Raw genomic sequence first — 14,313 nt, 5'->3', positions numbered from 1 at the left:
GCCGAGACTGCGTACAAGCCCACTAATCTAGCCAGCCGGAACACCCGAACACCGGAACAGTGGTTCACAGCAGGCGGTAGACAGATGGACTTCCCGCAATTCCCCGACATCCCCGGCCTCCCGGCGCAGGCCCACCCCCATCCGCACGGCGGATGGCCGGGCAACGAGCTGGAGGAGGTGCTCGCGGCGTCCCTCGGCGTGCCCGCGGGGCCCTCGTCGGGTGCCCGCATCGTCGAGGTCCTCGGCCGCAGCTTCGTCTGGGTCCCGCTGCCGAACGGCGGCGGCCCGCACAGCGGCCCGCTCGACCTGCCCACGCTGGAGATCGCGGGTCAGGCGTACGTCCCCGTCTTCAGCTCCGAGGAGCAGTTCCGCCAGGTCACCGGCGGGCACATGTCGTTCACGATCGCGCCCGCCGTCGAGTTCGCCCGCGGGCTGCCCCCGCAGGCCGGCATCGTGGTCAACCCGGACGGTGTGGTCGGCGTACCGCTGCCGCCCCTCGCGGTCGCCGAGCTGTGCCGCGCCGGGCATACGCCGCTGGACGGATCCGCGAGCGGCGGCCGGGTGCGGCTCTTCGAGCCCGACTGGCAGGACGACCCGGTGGACTTCCTGTCCGCCGCCTCCGCCGAGTTCGCCGGGACCGGCGTCGTGCTGACCGCCCGCCGCTGCCTGGCCGGCATCGAGGGCGGCTCGCCCGTGATGTTCATCGGCGTCGAACTCTCCCTGTGGGAGGGCGAGGCCCGCACGCTCCCCCTGGACGCGCTGGGCCGTGCGCTGGGCCGGGTCCCGGTCGACCGCCCCGTGAACCTCGTCCTCCTGGACATCACCCAGGACCCGGTGGGCGACTGGATGCGCGAGCGGGTGCGGCCCTTCTACCAGCACGGCCACTGAGGGCGCCCAAAAGAGGCGCGAGCGACCGCACCGCGGTCGCGGTACGGCAGCAAGTCCCCAGCTCTCATGCGGCATTCCAGCGGAGCGTCCCGCGCCGGTGTCAGGGTCGCCGCTTAAGCTGGTTTCATATCCGGGGCAACTTCGCGAAGGGGCGGTACAGGTGAGCGCCAGCGGCACCGCGGCCGGGCAGGTCGAGCACATGCTGCGCCAGGTGACGCCCGGGCGTTACGACGCCTACGAGGCGCTCCTTCGCGCGCTCGCGGCCCCGTCGGCAGGCCAGGTCTGGATGCTGCTCTGGCACGGCCAGTCCGGCTCCCCGGACGCGCAGTACGGAAACATGCAGGTGGACGGCTTCGGGTACGCACCCTGTGTGACCTCCGCCCAGGAGCTCTCGGCCAGCGGCTGGAACCGTTCGTACGAGGTGGTGGACGGCCTCGATGTCGCCCGCACCCTGTACCCCGACCAGTTCGGTCTCTGGCTGAACCCGCACGCCCCCGGCGGCGGCGTCGGCATCCCCTGGCTCGATCTGCGCCGTATCGCCACGGGCCTGGAGCGCCAGCCCGCGGGCCCGCTCAGGCTCTCCGAGCCGGGCATCGAGATCCCGCAGTTCTACGCCCTGCTCACACAGAACGCGCACCGCACGTCCGCCGTGCGCTCGCTGCGCCGCGCCTGGGTACAGCCCGCGCTCGGGGCGCCCTATCTGGCCATCGGCCTCGATGTGTACGACACCTCGCCGCCGGCCGTCGACTCGGTGCGGGCGATGATGCAGCAGTCGATCGGCGCTGTGCCGGACGGGCTGCCCGTCTCGACCGTCGCGATGTCCGACGAATACGACCCGGTGGCGATGTGGCTGCGGTCCCACGCGCGGCCCTTCTACGACCGTGAGGCGCACGCGGCTCCGGCGCAGGCACCGGTGGCCGGTGGCTACGGCTATCCGCAGTCCCGGTCATACTGATCCCTGTTCCACAGCGAAACCCGTCCTCGCCCCGCCATGTCCTGATCTCCGCATGTCGTGATCTTGCGTCTGACCTGCGGGTCGGCGGGCGTAAGGGTTGGATGTCCCCTTTGGGGCTGACACCGGCCGAAAGGGCGCCCCATGGCCCTTTCCACCCCAACTGCCCACTGTCCGCCCCGCGTTACCCACTGTTCGGATAACGGAATCCACTTAACCGCATCACGGTTGCGCATACTTTCGCCGTCAGACCTGGCACGTGATCGTGGCGGCCATGAAGACTCCCGTGTCAGACATGGGGTCCTCGATCCTGTGAGTGAGTGCAAGTCGTCGTAACAGCCCGGGTTTCCAGGCCGCACCATCTGCGGCCGCTCCCGGCATGCAAGTGAACCAAGCCGCAGACAGCGGCAGGCGTAGGCCGGTCACCACCGGTCAGAGGGGTCGGGTCATTGTGACCGCACCGATCGAGACCACCGGGTCGGAAACGGAAGTACAGCCGGAGGCTGTGCTTGCCGGTGTCGACAAGGGGCAGATCGAGGGCCGTTCCCTGGGGCAGATCGCCTGGACGCGCTTCAAGCGCGACAAGGTGGCGGTCGTCGGCGGTGTCATCGTCGTGCTGCTCATCCTGGTGGCGGCGCTCTCGCGCCCCATCCAGGCGGTGTTCGGACTCGACCCGAACGCCTTCAACCAGGACCTGATCGACCCCAACACCTCGCTGCCCCTGGGTGATTTCGGCGGGATGAGCTGGTCGCACCCGCTCGGCGTGGAGCCGAAGTTCGGGCGCGACATCGCCACCCGCATCCTGGAAGGCTCCTGGGTCTCGCTGGTCGTCGCCTTCGGCGCCACGATCCTCTCGAACGTGATCGGCACGATCCTCGGAGTGGTCGCCGGTTACTACGGCGGACGGGTCGACTCGATCATCAGCCGGCTGATGGACACCTTCCTGGCCTTCCCGCTGTTGCTCTTCGCCATCGCGATCTCCGCGACGCTGCAGGGCGGCGCGTTCGGCCTGGAAGGGCTACCGCTGCACATCAGCGTGCTGATCTTCATCATCGGCTTCTTCAACTGGCCCTACCTGGGACGCATCGTCCGCGGCCAGACCCTGGCCCTGCGGGAGCGCGAGTTCGTCGACGCCTCCCGAGGGATGGGCGCGAGGGGGCCGTACATCCTCTTCCGAGAGCTGCTCCCGAACTTGGTCGGCCCGATCATCGTCTACTCGACGCTGCTCATCCCGACCAACATCCTCTTCGAGGCCAGCCTGAGCTTCCTGGGCGTCGGCATCCAGCCCCCGCAGGCGTCATGGGGAGGCATGCTCAGCGAGGCCGTCACCTATTACGAGGTCGATCCGCAGTTCATGATCGTGCCCGGCCTCGCGATCTTCGTCACCGTGCTGGCGTTCAACCTGCTCGGCGACGGTCTCCGCGACGCTCTCGACCCGCGCAGCCGCTGACTTGCGGCAGCGGCGAGTGCCCAACAAGTTTCCGACAATGGAGGGGACCCGAACATCATGCGAAGGTCAGCGCTGGCCGCAGTTGCGGCCATCGGCAGTGTGAGTCTGCTACTCGCAGGCTGCAGCAAGGCCGATGACAACACGACCGACGACACGAACTCAGCTGGGGCCAACGCAGCGACCAAGGACGTCGTCAACGCCTCCACCCAGAAGGGTGGGACGGTCACGTACGAGTACTCCGACGTCCCGGACTCGTTCGACCCCGGCAACACGTACTACGCGTACATGTACAACCTCAGCCGGTTGTACGCCCGCCCGCTGATGACCTTCAAGCCCGGCGCGGGCGAGAAGGGCAACGAGCTGGTCCCGGACCTCGCCGCGAGCGCGGGTGTGCCGAGCGACGGCGGCAAGACCTGGACGTACAAGCTGCGTTCGGGCCTGAAGTACCAGGACGGCACGGCGATCACGTCGAAGGACGTGAAGTACGCCGTGGAGCGCTCCAACTTCGCGCGTGACGTACTCTCCCTCGGCCCGAACTACTTCCAGCAGTTCCTCGATGGCGGCGACAAGTACAAGGGTCCCTACAAGGACAAGAGCGCCGAGGGTCTGTCCTCGATCGAGACGCCGGACGACACCACGATCGTCTTCAAGCTCAACACGGCCTTCCAGGAGTTCGACTACCTGGTCGCCACGCCGCAGACGGCTCCGGTGCCGCAGGCCAAGGACACCGGCGTCGACTACGTCAAGAACATCGTGTCCTCGGGCTCGTACAAGTTCGAGAGCTACGAGGAGGGCAAGCAGGTCACCCTCGTCCGCAACGAGAACTGGGACGCGTCGACCGACCCGCTGCGCAAGCAGTACCCGGACAAGATCGTCGTCAAGCTGAAGGTCAACGCCGAGACGATCGACCAGGACGTCATGGCCGGTGAAGCCATCGACCTGGGCGGTACGGGTGTCCAGGCCGCGACGCAGGCGAAGGTGGTCAACTCCGCCGACCTGAAGGCCAACACCGACAACACCTACGGTGGCCGTCTCGTCTACATGGCGATCAACACCAAGCTCGCGCCGTTCGACAACGTCGCCTGCCGCAAGGCCGTCGAGTACGCGATCGACAAGGTCTCGGTGCAGACCGCCGAGGGCGGCCCGATCCGTGGTGACATCGCCACCACCGTCCTCCCGCCGGACATCCCCGGCTACGAGAAGTCGGACATCTACGCCTCCGCCGGCAACAAGGGTGACGTGGCCAAGGCCAAGGAGCAGCTGACGGCCTGCGGCAAGACGACGATCAACACGAACATCTCCGCGCGCAGCGACCGTCCGCAGGAGATCGACGCGGCCACCGCGATCATCAACTCGCTCAAGGCCGTCGGGATCAACGCCAGCCTGAAGCAGTACCCGTCGGGCAAGTACTTCACCGACAACGCGGGTGTCCCCGAGTTCGACAAGAAGAACAACATCGGTCTGATGATGATGCAGTGGGGTTCCGACTGGCCGTCCGGCTACGGCTTCCTGCAGCAGATCCTGAACGGCAAGGCGATCAGCCAGTCGGGTAACACCAACCTGTCGCAGCTCGACAACGCGGACATCGACGCGCTGCTGGTGAAGGCGATCGGCACGGAGGACAAGGCCGCTCGTGACGCCATGTACACCGAGGTCGACAAGAAGACCATGGAGGAGGCGGCCCTCGTTCCGCTGACCTACTTCAAGGTCCTGCTGTATCGCCCGGCCGGCTTCACCAACCTGGTCTCCACGGCCGCCTTCAGCGGTCAGTACGACTACCTCAACATCGGCACGACCAAGAAGTAGCCCCGGAAGGCAGGTGAAGGCATTGGTGCCCGCGGGCTTCGCAGCCCGCGGGCACCAGGCCGGTCCCCGTGATCTCGTACATCCTCCGTCGGACGGTCGCAGCGGTGATCCTGCTGCTGATCGTCACCGCGGTCACCTTCGGCATCTTCTTCGTGCTGCCGCGGTTCGCCGGTCAGACCGTCGACTCGTTGGCCCAGCAGTACATCGGGAAGAACCCGTCGGCGGCCGACATCGCCGCGGTCAAGCACAACCTCGGACTGGACCAGCCCCTCTACGTCCAGTTCTGGCACTTCATCAAGGGGATCGTGGTCGGAGCCACCTATGACCTCGGCCCCACCACGGCGCACTGCGACGCGCCCTGCTTCGGCTACTCCTTCAAGACCCACGTCGCGGTCTGGCCACAGCTCACCTCCCGCCTTCCAGTGACGATCTCGCTGGCCGTCGGAGCCGCCGTGCTCTGGCTGGTGTCCGGTGTCACGGCCGGTGTGGTCTCCGCACTCAAGCCGCGCTCGCTCCTCGACCGCACCTTCATGGGCATCGCCCTCGCCGGCGTCTCGCTGCCCATGTTCTTCACCGGCAACCTCGCGCTGCTGCTCTTCACCTTCCAGTGGCCGATCTTCGGCCGCACCTACGTCCCGTTCACCGAGAACCCCGCGCAGTGGGCCAACACCCTCTTCCCGGCGTGGTGCTCGCTCGCTCTCCTCTACTCCGCCATCTACGCGCGGCTCACGCGGTCCGGCATGCTGGAGACGATGAACGAGGACTACATCCGCACGGCACGCGCCAAGGGCCTGCGCGAGCGCAAGGTCGTGGTCCGGCACGGGCTGCGGGCCGCGCTGACACCGATCATCACCATCTTCGGCATGGACCTCGGTCTGCTGCTCGGTGGTGCGCTGATCACCGAGTACGTGTTCTCCCTGCACGGCATCGGTGAGTACGCGGTGAAGTCCATCCAGGACAACGACCTGCCCCCGATCCTCGGCGTGACCCTGCTCGCCGCCTTCTTCGTCGTGATCGCAAATCTTCTGGTGGACCTGCTCTACGCAGCCGCCGACCCGCGGGTGAGGCTCTCGTGACCGAACTGTCCAAGACCGGCGCCGCGGTAGGCGAACCCGTCACCGCGCGCTCCGACGCGCCGAGCGCCTTCCTCGAAGTACGCGACCTCAAGGTCCACTTCCCGACCGACGACGGCCTGGTCAAGTCCGTCGACGGGCTCAGCTTCTCGCTGGAGAAGGGCAAGACCCTCTCCATCGTGGGCGAGTCGGGCTCCGGGAAGTCCGTCACCTCGCTGGCGATCATGGGTCTGCACCGGTTGGGCGCAGGCGGCAAGAACGTCCGGATGTCCGGCGAGATCTGGCTCGACGGCAAGGAACTGGTCGGCGCCGACCCGGACGAGGTGCGCAAGCTCCGCGGCCGGGAGATGTCGATGATCTTCCAGGACCCGCTGTCCGCGATGCACCCGTACTACACGATCGGCAACCAGATCGTGGAGGCGTACCGCGTCCACCACAAGGTCAACAAGAAGACGGCACGCAGGCGGGCCATCGAGATGCTCGACCGGGTCGGCATCCCCGAGCCCGGCAAGCGCGTCGACAGCTACCCGCACGAGTTCTCCGGCGGTATGCGCCAGCGCGCGATGATCGCCATGGCGCTCGTCAACAACCCCGAACTGCTCATCGCGGACGAGCCGACGACCGCCCTGGACGTGACCGTCCAGGCGCAGATCCTCGACCTCATCCGCGATCTGCAGAAGGAGTTCGGCTCCGCCGTCGTCCTCATCACCCACGACCTGGGTGTGGTCGCCGAGATCGCCGACGACGTGCTGGTGATGTACGGCGGCCGGTGCGCGGAGCGCGGTCCGGTCGACACGATCTTCGAGCGGCCGCAGCACCCCTACACCTGGGGTCTGCTCGGCTCGATGCCGCGTATCGACCGGGAGACGTCCGAGCGGCTCATCCCCGTCAAGGGCCAGCCGCCGAGCCTCATCAACATCCCCTCGGGCTGCGCCTTCCACCCGCGCTGCCCGTACGCCGACCTCCCCAAGGGCGATGTCACCCGTACCGTGCGCCCCGAACTGCAACTGGTCGGCAGCGGGCACTACTCCGCCTGTCACCTCTCGCCGGAGGACCGCACGCGGATCTGGACCGAAGAGATTGCGCCGAAGCTGTGAGTGAGACGAAGAAGACGGACGCCGTCGACGCGCCGGTGACCCCGCCGCAGGCATCGGGTTCCGAGGACCGCGAGGTGCTGCTCAGGGTCCAGGGGCTGAAGAAGCACTTCCCCATCCGGAAGGGCTTCCTCCAGCGCCAGGTCGCGGCCGTCAAGGCGGTCGACGGCATCGACTTCGAGGTGCGCAAGGGCGAGACGCTGGGCGTGGTCGGCGAGTCCGGCTGCGGCAAGTCGACCATGGGCCGGGTCATCACCCGGCTCCAGGACCCGACCGCCGGCACCATCGAGTTCGAGGGCAAGGACATCACCCGGCTCGGCGCGGGAGGGATGCGCCCGCTGCGCCGGGACATCCAGATGATCTTCCAGGACCCGTACGGTTCGCTGAACCCGCGGCACACCATCGGCTCGATCGTCTCGGCGCCCTTCCGGCTCCAGGGCGTGGAGCCCGAGGGCGGTGTGAAGAAGGAGGTCCAGCGCCTTCTTGAACTGGTGGGCCTGAGCCCCGAGCACTTCAACCGCTACCCGCACGAGTTCTCCGGCGGCCAGCGCCAGCGCATCGGTATCGCCCGCGCGCTCGCCCTGAAGCCGAAGCTGGTCGTGGCGGACGAGCCGGTCTCGGCCCTCGACGTGTCGATCCAGGCGCAGGTCGTGAACCTGATGGACGACCTACAGACCGAGCTGGGCCTGACGTACGTGATCATCGCGCACGACCTCTCCGTCGTACGCCATGTCTCGGACCGCATCGCGGTGATGTACCTCGGCAAGATCGTCGAACTCGCCGACCGCACCTCGCTGTACGAGGCGCCGATGCACCCGTACACCAAGGCCCTGATGTCCGCGGTGCCGGTCCCGGACCCCAAGCGCCGGGGCACCAAGAGCGACCGCATCCTGCTCAAGGGTGACGTACCCTCGCCGATCTCGCCGCCGAGCGGCTGCCGCTTCCATACGCGGTGCTGGAAGGCCACGGAGATCTGCAGGACGACCGAGCCGCCGCTCCTGGAGCTGAAGCCCGGCCAGCAGGTGGCCTGCCACCACCCGGAGAACGCGGACGACCAGGCGCCGCAGGACACGGTGTTGCTGTCGGCGGCCAAGGCGGCCATGGAGACGGTTGAGCTGGTCCCCGCGGTGGATGCCGCCGAGGTGTCGGGGGAGGCTCCGGCGGAGGTGTCGGTCGAAGCCGAGACTGTTGCCGATGAGGCTGAGGCTGCGCCAGAGGCTTCCTCCGAGCCGAGCGTCTCCAAGGAGTCCACGGAGTCCAAAGACTCCAAGGACTAGGCGCCAGGCACGGCCGAACCACCGCGAACGGGAGAGCGCAGGCGCGCTCTCCCGTTCGCGTAGGTAAAAATGGCGGGTGCTCCAGGAACTGTTCACCCCCTCCGTCCAGCATGTCCTCGACCTCGTGGGGATCTTCGTCTTCGCGATCTCCGGCGCCCTGCTGGCCGTCCGCAAGAACTTCGACGTCTTCGGCATCGCCGTGCTCGCCGAGGTCACCGCGCTGGGCGGAGGACTGTTCCGCGACCTGATCATCGGAGCCGTGCCCCCGGCCGCGTTCACCGACCTCGGCTACTTCAGCACCCCGCTGCTCGCCGCCCTGCTCGTCTTCTTCCTCCACCCGGAGGTGGAGCGGACCCAGGTCGCCGTCAACGTCTTCGACGCGGCCGGGCTCGGCCTCTTCTGCGTCGCGGGCACCACGAAGGCGTACGAGTACGGGCTCGGTCTGACCCAGTCCGCGGCCCTCGGCCTCGCCACGGCGGTCGGCGGCGGCGTACTACGCGACGTCCTCGCCAATGAGGTGCCCTCGCTGCTGCGTTGGGACCGCGACCTGTACGCGGTACCGGCGATGGTCGGTGCCGCGATGGTCGTCGTGTGCATCCGCTACGACATGCTCACCACGTTCACCAGCGGGCTCGCGGTCGTCACCGCCTTTGTCCTGCGGCTGCTCGCGATGCGGTACCACTGGCGGGCGCCGCGCGCATGGAACCGCCGTTCGACGGCGAGCGAGCAGGAGGCTCCGTGATCCCTCTCCGACTCGCCAAGGGCGGACTTCATGCGAGCGAAATAGTAAAAGCTACCGCTTAGTAGCTACCTGTTATAGCGTTCGGGCATGCCAGATGCAGCTTCGGTACAGGCCGTACGGGCCACGATCGGCGACAGCGAGTTCGACCGCGACACGGCGGTCACCCTCCGCGAACCCGGCGTCTACGACATCGATCTGTCCGCCGGGTGGACGATCGTCAGCGCGGTCAACGGCGGCTATCTCCTTGCCGTCCTGGGCCGCGCCCTCGCGGACGCCCTGCCGCACCCCGACCCGTTCACGATCTCCGCGCACTACCTGACAGCGTCCCAGCCGGGACCGGCGGTCGTCCGCACGGAGGTCGCCCGCACCGGCCGGACCCTCTCCACCGGCCAGGCTTCCCTTTTCCAGTACGACGACGAGGGCCGCGAGGTCGAACGGATCCGCGTCCTCGCCTCGTACGGCGATCTCGACACCCTGCCCGACGACGTCCGTACGACGGCGAAGCCACCCGCGATGCCGCCCATGGACCAGTGCTTCGGCCCCGAGGACGCACCCGCTCCGGCGCCCGACAGCTCGGCGATCGTCGACCGGCTGATGCTCAGGCTCGACCCGGCGACCCTGGGCTGGGCTCTCGGAGCGCCCTCCGGGAAGGGTGAGATGCGGTCCTGGTTCGGCCTGGCCGACGGCCGTGACCCGGACTCCCTCTCGCTGCTCCTCGCCGTCGACGCGCTGCCTCCGACCGCCTTCGAGCTCGGCCTGTCCGGCTGGGTGCCGACCGTCGAGCTGACGGTGCACGTCCGCTCCCGCCCGGCCCCCGGCCCGCTCCGGGTGTCCATCACCACGCGTAACCTCGCCGGTGGCTTCCTGGAGGAGGACGCCGAGGTGTGGGACAGCGCGGACCGGCTGGTCGCGCAGTCCCGGCAGCTGGCACGGGCACGGATCAGCTGAACGGCCGGCTGCCCGGTCGGTCCGCCGTCCCGGGCGTCGAACTCGTCGACGCCCGGGAGGTGTTGCGCGCCGGGCGGCAGGTGGCGGAGTCGTCGGCGATCCCGACGTCACGGTTTGGGAACAGCGCTCCCACCTGGACCTGTCTTCTTTCCCAGGGCTTCAAGTGATCCACAGGAAGCCATAGCTTCGGCACAGCGCGGTCCTACCTGGATCTGGTGCTCTGGCCCCCACTCATCCCGTACTCATCCGGTACTCATAAACCGGGCTCGGGACTTGACTGGGAGTAAGCCTCATGAACCGTCGTACACGACTCGTTCCCGCCGTCGCACTGCTCGCCCTGGCGCCGCTGCTGGCGGCCTGCGGCTCGGGCGACTCATCGTCCTCGAACAGTGGCACCACCGGTCAGACGGAGTGTGCCCGGCCTTCGGGCATGCCGAGCGGCGGTCCGTCCGGGCGGCCCAGTGGGGCGGCGCCGTCCGACAGGCCTTCCGGCTTTCCGTCCGGGATGCCCTCGGGCGGGACTCGCTCGGGCCGGCCGTCCGGTATGCCGGGCGGTGGCGGTGGAGGCGGCTGTGGTGGCTTCGGCGGCGGGGGTGGGCAGGGGACTCAGGCGCAGCCGACGGGCTGACGGTTTACGTCCCTTCGGTCTGACGGCTCGGCGAGCGACGGATACCGGCTATGTGTCGGTCTGACGGCTTTGGGGGTGACGTACCCGGCGAACGGGGGCGTCACCCCAGCCAGTTGGGGCGGAGGTTTTCACCCCGGCCGGTTGCGGCGAGGCGTTCATCCCAGCCAGTTGCGGCGGCCGATGCTGATCAGCCGCATCTGGCGGGCCGCCACGCGAGCCACCCGGTCCCGCTCCTCCTCCGAGGCCTCCAGCGCCTCCAGGAGGAGCGACGCCGTCATCAGCATCTGGTCGACGTACAGGCCGGCGAGCATCAGCAGGTCGTCGTCGCTCCACCCCGCCGACTCGGGCTGCTTGGCCAGTTCGGTCTTCACTTCCTCCGCGAACCGGGCCAGTTGCTCGCGGATCTCCTCCCGCACCGGCTGTACGCCGCCGTGCCGCTCGCGCGCGATGAAGCGGACGTGCGCGGGGTGGGTCGCCACGTGGTGGGCGATCAGATCGACGGCGCGCGTGATGCGTTCGTCGCTGTCGTCGGCCGCGGACACGGTCTCCCCGATCATCGGGTGCAGGCTGCCCAGCGCCTCCTCGACCAGCACCACTCCGAGATCCGCCGTCGAGCGGAAGTGCCGGTAGAAGGCGGTCGGAGCGACACCGACGGCACGGGTGACCTCGCGCAGGCCCAGACTGCTCAGACTCTGCTCCTCCAGCAGCCCCAACGCCGCGTCCAGGAGAGCCTGTCGGGTCTTCTGCTTCTGCGCCTGCCGGATGCCGAGGGTGTGACTCATGCCATGCAGTTAACAACTGTTCTCCGTGATTGGAAAGCCGGGTGACGCGCTAGACTCAAGAGTCAGTGAACAAGTGTTACTACATCCGTTCACTGAGTTGTCGGACTTCCACGAGAGGCATCTCATGCTGTTCCTCGTCGCCGCCCTCCTGCTGATGGGCGTGGTCATGGGCTCCGTGGCCCATGCGCCGGTATCCGTCAGCCTCGTCGCCGCCGTCGTCATCGGCATCTGGCTGGCCGTCTTCGCGGTACGCGAGCGGAACGCACGCCGGCGCCACCCCTCTACCAACTGACCGAGCCACACCTCCACCAACTGAACGTTGGGAGCGGACTCACACCATGGAACTCACCGAACTCACCGAACGTACTGAACTCACCGAACGTACTGAGCGCGCCGACCGCGAGGTACCTGCCGAGCCCACCGTCACGCCGAAGGGCAGGACCGCCGGGCGGGACGCCGACGGTATGGCCGTAGCCTCCTTCATCCTCGGCCTCGTCGGCCTCCTGGTCCTCAACGTCTTCCTGGGCCCCATCGCCATCGTCCTCGCGTCGATCGCCCTGTACCGCGGCACCGCCCGCCGGGGCCGCGCGTTCCTGGGACTCGGCTTGGGCGTCGCCGACCTGGTCCTGCTGGTGGCACTCATGCAGTTCGACAGCACGGTCTCCTGGAGCTTCTAGGGCGCGATTCGACCCCCGGTGGCGGCTGGGCCGGGTGGGGGCGGAGGCGGCGGGGGTGGGCCCGTAGAATCGGGCCACCATGGCTTACCTCGACCACGCCGCGACCACCCCGATGCTTCCCGAGGCGGTAGAGGCACTGACCGCCCAGCTGAGCGTCACGGGCAATGCCTCCTCCCTCCATGCCGCCGGCCGCCGCGCCAGACGTACCGTCGAGGAAGCCCGCGAGACCCTGGCGGACGCCCTCGCCGCACGCCCCAGCGAGGTGGTCTTCACCTCCGGCGGCACCGAGGCCGACAACCTCGCGGTGAAGGGCCTGTACTGGGCCCGCCGCGACGCCGACCCGGCGCGCACCCGCATTCTCGCGAGCCCCGTCGAACACCACGCGGTGCTCGACGCCGTGCACTGGCTCGGCGAACACGAGGGCGCCACCGTCGAGTACCTCCCGGTGGACCCCTACGGCCGTGTGCACCCGGACGCCCTGCGCGAGGCCATCGCCCGCGACCCCGACGACGTCGCCCTCGCCACGGTCATGTGGGCCAACAACGAGATCGGCACCGTCATGCCGGTCCGCGAACTGGCCGACGCCGCCGCCGAGTTCGGCATCCCGCTGCACGCCGACGCCGTGCAGGCCTTCGGCCAGATCCCGGTCGACTTCGGCGCTTCGGGCCTGGCCGCCATGACGGTGTCCGGCCACAAGATCGGCGGCCCCTACGGCATCGGCGCGCTGCTCCTTGGCCGCGAGTACAGCCCCGTACCCGTCCTGCACGGCGGCGGTCAGGAACGCCATGTCCGCTCCGGCACCCTCGACGTGCCCGCGATCGCGTCGTTCGCCGTCGCCGGGCGGCTCGCCGCCGAGCAGCACGAGTGGTTCGCCCGGGAGATCGGCGCCCTGCGCGACGACCTGGTCGAGGCCGTACGCAAGGCCGTGCCCGAGGCGATCCTCGGCGGCGATCCCGCCGACGGGGGTCGGCTGCCGGCCAACGCGCACTTCACCTTCCCCGGCTGCGAAGGCGACTCCCTGCTCCTCCTCCTGGACGCGCAGGGCATCGAGTGCTCCACCGGCTCCGCGTGCACGGCGGGCGTGGCCCAGCCGAGCCACGTCCTCCTCGCCACCGGCACCGACCCCGACCTGGCCCGCGGCACCCTCCGCTTCTCCCTCGGCCACACCTCCACGGAGGCGGACGTCCAGGCGGTGGCCCGCGCGATCGGACCGGCGGTGGAACGGGCGCGCTCGGCGGGGCTCAGCTAGCGGACGCCTCGCCCGTCCCGGCCGCCTGGGTCTGTTCCTGGGCGGTCAGTGCCTGCTGTACGAGCGGTATGTACCGGTCCCAGTCCCAGTGCGGACCCGGGTCCGTGTGGTCCGTGCCCGGCACCTCGACGTGCCCGATGATGTGCTCCCGGTCGACGGGGATGTCGTACCGCCCGCATATCCGGGCCGTCAGCCGAGCCGAGGCCTCGTACATCGCGTCCGTGAAATCCTGCGGGCGGTCCACGAAGCCCTCGTGCTCGATGCCGACGCTCCGCTCGTTGTACTCCCGGTTCCCCGCGTGGTACGCCACGTCCAGCTCGCGGATCATCTGGGTGATGCGGCCGTCCTGGCCGACGATGTAGTGCGCGGCAGCTCCGTGTCCCGGGTCCTGGAAGACCTTCACCGCGCTGTCGAAGCTGCCCTGGGTGACATGGATGATCACCCGGTCTATGCCGTAGTCGTCGGGCCGGTCCGCCCGTCGCCAGTTCGCCGACGACGCCGCCACCCACCGGGCGCCCGCGAAGTCGACCTCGCCCTCCTTGCGCGGCTTCTCCACGCTCGGCAGCCGCCACCACAGGCGCCCGAGCTCGTCCCGCGCCAGCAGGACGCTCCCCACGGCCGCCGCCGCGCCGCCGATGAGCAGCGCCCGGCGCCCGATCCGCCGGTCGCCGTCCCTGCCCCGGTGGCCCTTTGCCCGGGCCTCCCCGCCCGCCTTTTTCTCCCCCATGCGATCTTCAACGGATACTC

Annotated in this window: 14 protein-coding genes; 12 read left to right on the top strand and 2 right to left on the bottom strand. The window is 68.8% G+C overall.

Features of this window, described 5'->3' with window-relative positions; all coding sequences use genetic code 11:
- Nucleotides 1-84 precede the first annotated feature (84 nt).
- From ACIPC1_RS06610 to ACIPC1_RS06570, 9 genes are all read left to right on the top strand, one after another.
- Nucleotides 85-888, top strand: a complete 804-nt coding sequence (locus ACIPC1_RS06610; protein WP_402513864.1) for an enhanced serine sensitivity protein SseB — start codon at nucleotides 85-87, stop codon at nucleotides 886-888.
- 160 nt (nucleotides 889-1,048) lie between these two features.
- Entirely contained in the window at nucleotides 1,049-1,843 is a 795-nt protein-coding gene (locus tag ACIPC1_RS06605; RefSeq protein WP_384384335.1) for an enhanced serine sensitivity protein SseB C-terminal domain-containing protein, read from the top strand.
- Nucleotides 1,844-2,291: 448 nt separating this feature from the next.
- On the top strand, nucleotides 2,292-3,290 hold the full coding sequence (locus ACIPC1_RS06600; protein WP_402513860.1) for an ABC transporter permease: 999 nt from the start codon (nucleotides 2,292-2,294) through the stop codon (nucleotides 3,288-3,290).
- Nucleotides 3,291-3,347: 57 nt separating this feature from the next.
- Nucleotides 3,348-5,096 (top strand): ABC transporter substrate-binding protein, encoded by a 1,749-nt coding sequence (locus tag ACIPC1_RS06595; RefSeq protein ID WP_402513858.1) that lies wholly within the window; start codon nucleotides 3,348-3,350, stop codon nucleotides 5,094-5,096.
- Between the two features lie 68 nt (nucleotides 5,097-5,164).
- Nucleotides 5,165-6,172: an ABC transporter permease gene (locus ACIPC1_RS06590; RefSeq protein WP_384384326.1), complete on the top strand. Its 1,008-nt coding sequence runs from the start codon at nucleotides 5,165-5,167 to the stop codon at nucleotides 6,170-6,172.
- Complete coding sequence (locus ACIPC1_RS06585) at nucleotides 6,169-7,266, top strand: ABC transporter ATP-binding protein (protein ID WP_384384323.1); 1,098 nt, start codon at nucleotides 6,169-6,171, stop codon at nucleotides 7,264-7,266. Before ACIPC1_RS06590 ends, ACIPC1_RS06585 begins: the two co-directional genes overlap by 4 nt.
- Entirely contained in the window at nucleotides 7,263-8,540 is a 1,278-nt protein-coding gene (locus ACIPC1_RS06580) for an ABC transporter ATP-binding protein (protein ID WP_402513854.1), read from the top strand. Before ACIPC1_RS06585 ends, ACIPC1_RS06580 begins: the two co-directional genes overlap by 4 nt.
- 76 nt (nucleotides 8,541-8,616) lie before the next feature.
- A complete protein-coding gene (locus ACIPC1_RS06575) occupies nucleotides 8,617-9,282 on the top strand; it encodes a trimeric intracellular cation channel family protein (protein ID WP_402513851.1) in 666 nt (221 codons plus the stop codon).
- Between the two features lie 87 nt (nucleotides 9,283-9,369).
- The gene (locus ACIPC1_RS06570) at nucleotides 9,370-10,230 is read left to right on the top strand and encodes a thioesterase family protein (protein ID WP_402513848.1); all 861 of its coding nucleotides are present in this window, start codon (nucleotides 9,370-9,372) and stop codon (nucleotides 10,228-10,230) included.
- A 783-nt stretch (nucleotides 10,231-11,013) separates the two neighbouring features.
- On the opposite strand, the gene ACIPC1_RS06565 is transcribed toward ACIPC1_RS06570, so the two are convergent.
- Nucleotides 11,014-11,640 (bottom strand): TetR family transcriptional regulator, encoded by a 627-nt coding sequence (locus ACIPC1_RS06565; protein ID WP_402513846.1) that lies wholly within the window; start codon nucleotides 11,638-11,640, stop codon nucleotides 11,014-11,016.
- Between the two features lie 124 nt (nucleotides 11,641-11,764).
- Here ACIPC1_RS06565 and ACIPC1_RS06560 point away from each other — a divergent pair, with 124 nt between their 5' ends.
- The 3 genes from ACIPC1_RS06560 (at nucleotide 11,765) to ACIPC1_RS06550 (ending at nucleotide 13,566) form a co-directional block, all read left to right on the top strand.
- Nucleotides 11,765-11,932, top strand: coding sequence for a hypothetical protein (locus ACIPC1_RS06560; protein WP_402513843.1), 168 nt, complete (start codon nucleotides 11,765-11,767; stop codon nucleotides 11,930-11,932).
- A 172-nt stretch (nucleotides 11,933-12,104) separates the two neighbouring features.
- A complete protein-coding gene (locus ACIPC1_RS06555) occupies nucleotides 12,105-12,317 on the top strand; it encodes a DUF4190 domain-containing protein (RefSeq protein ID WP_402514822.1) in 213 nt (70 codons plus the stop codon).
- Between the two features lie 79 nt (nucleotides 12,318-12,396).
- Entirely contained in the window at nucleotides 12,397-13,566 is a 1,170-nt protein-coding gene (locus ACIPC1_RS06550; RefSeq protein WP_402513840.1) for a cysteine desulfurase family protein, read from the top strand.
- Here ACIPC1_RS06550 and ACIPC1_RS06545 read toward each other — a convergent pair.
- Nucleotides 13,559-14,293: an N-acetylmuramoyl-L-alanine amidase gene (locus tag ACIPC1_RS06545; protein WP_402513838.1), complete on the bottom strand. Its 735-nt coding sequence runs from the start codon at nucleotides 14,291-14,293 to the stop codon at nucleotides 13,559-13,561. The genes ACIPC1_RS06550 and ACIPC1_RS06545 overlap by 8 nt on opposite strands.
- Between the last annotated feature and the right edge of the window lie 20 nt (nucleotides 14,294-14,313).

The organism is Streptomyces sp. NPDC087263 (assembly GCF_044744645.1).
Classification (GTDB): domain Bacteria; phylum Actinomycetota; class Actinomycetes; order Streptomycetales; family Streptomycetaceae; genus Streptomyces.
The sequence above is the reverse complement of the archived record's forward strand: the minus strand, read 5'-3'. Positions and strand labels throughout refer to the sequence as shown.

Coding starts and splice junctions, on each gene's coding strand:
- ACIPC1_RS06560 (WP_402513843.1), top strand. CDS start 11,765: ATGCTGTTCCTCGTCGCCGCCCTCCTGCTGATGGGCGTGGTCATGGGC.
- ACIPC1_RS06570 (WP_402513848.1), top strand. CDS start 9,370: ATGCCAGATGCAGCTTCGGTACAGGCCGTACGGGCCACGATCGGCGAC.
- ACIPC1_RS06555 (WP_402514822.1), top strand. CDS start 12,105: ATGGCCGTAGCCTCCTTCATCCTCGGCCTCGTCGGCCTCCTGGTCCTC.
- ACIPC1_RS06550 (WP_402513840.1), top strand. CDS start 12,397: ATGGCTTACCTCGACCACGCCGCGACCACCCCGATGCTTCCCGAGGCG.
- ACIPC1_RS06565 (WP_402513846.1), bottom strand. CDS start 11,640: ATGAGTCACACCCTCGGCATCCGGCAGGCGCAGAAGCAGAAGACCCGA.
- ACIPC1_RS06545 (WP_402513838.1), bottom strand. CDS start 14,293: ATGGGGGAGAAAAAGGCGGGCGGGGAGGCCCGGGCAAAGGGCCACCGG.
- ACIPC1_RS06610 (WP_402513864.1), top strand. CDS start 85: ATGGACTTCCCGCAATTCCCCGACATCCCCGGCCTCCCGGCGCAGGCC.
- ACIPC1_RS06595 (WP_402513858.1), top strand. CDS start 3,348: ATGCGAAGGTCAGCGCTGGCCGCAGTTGCGGCCATCGGCAGTGTGAGT.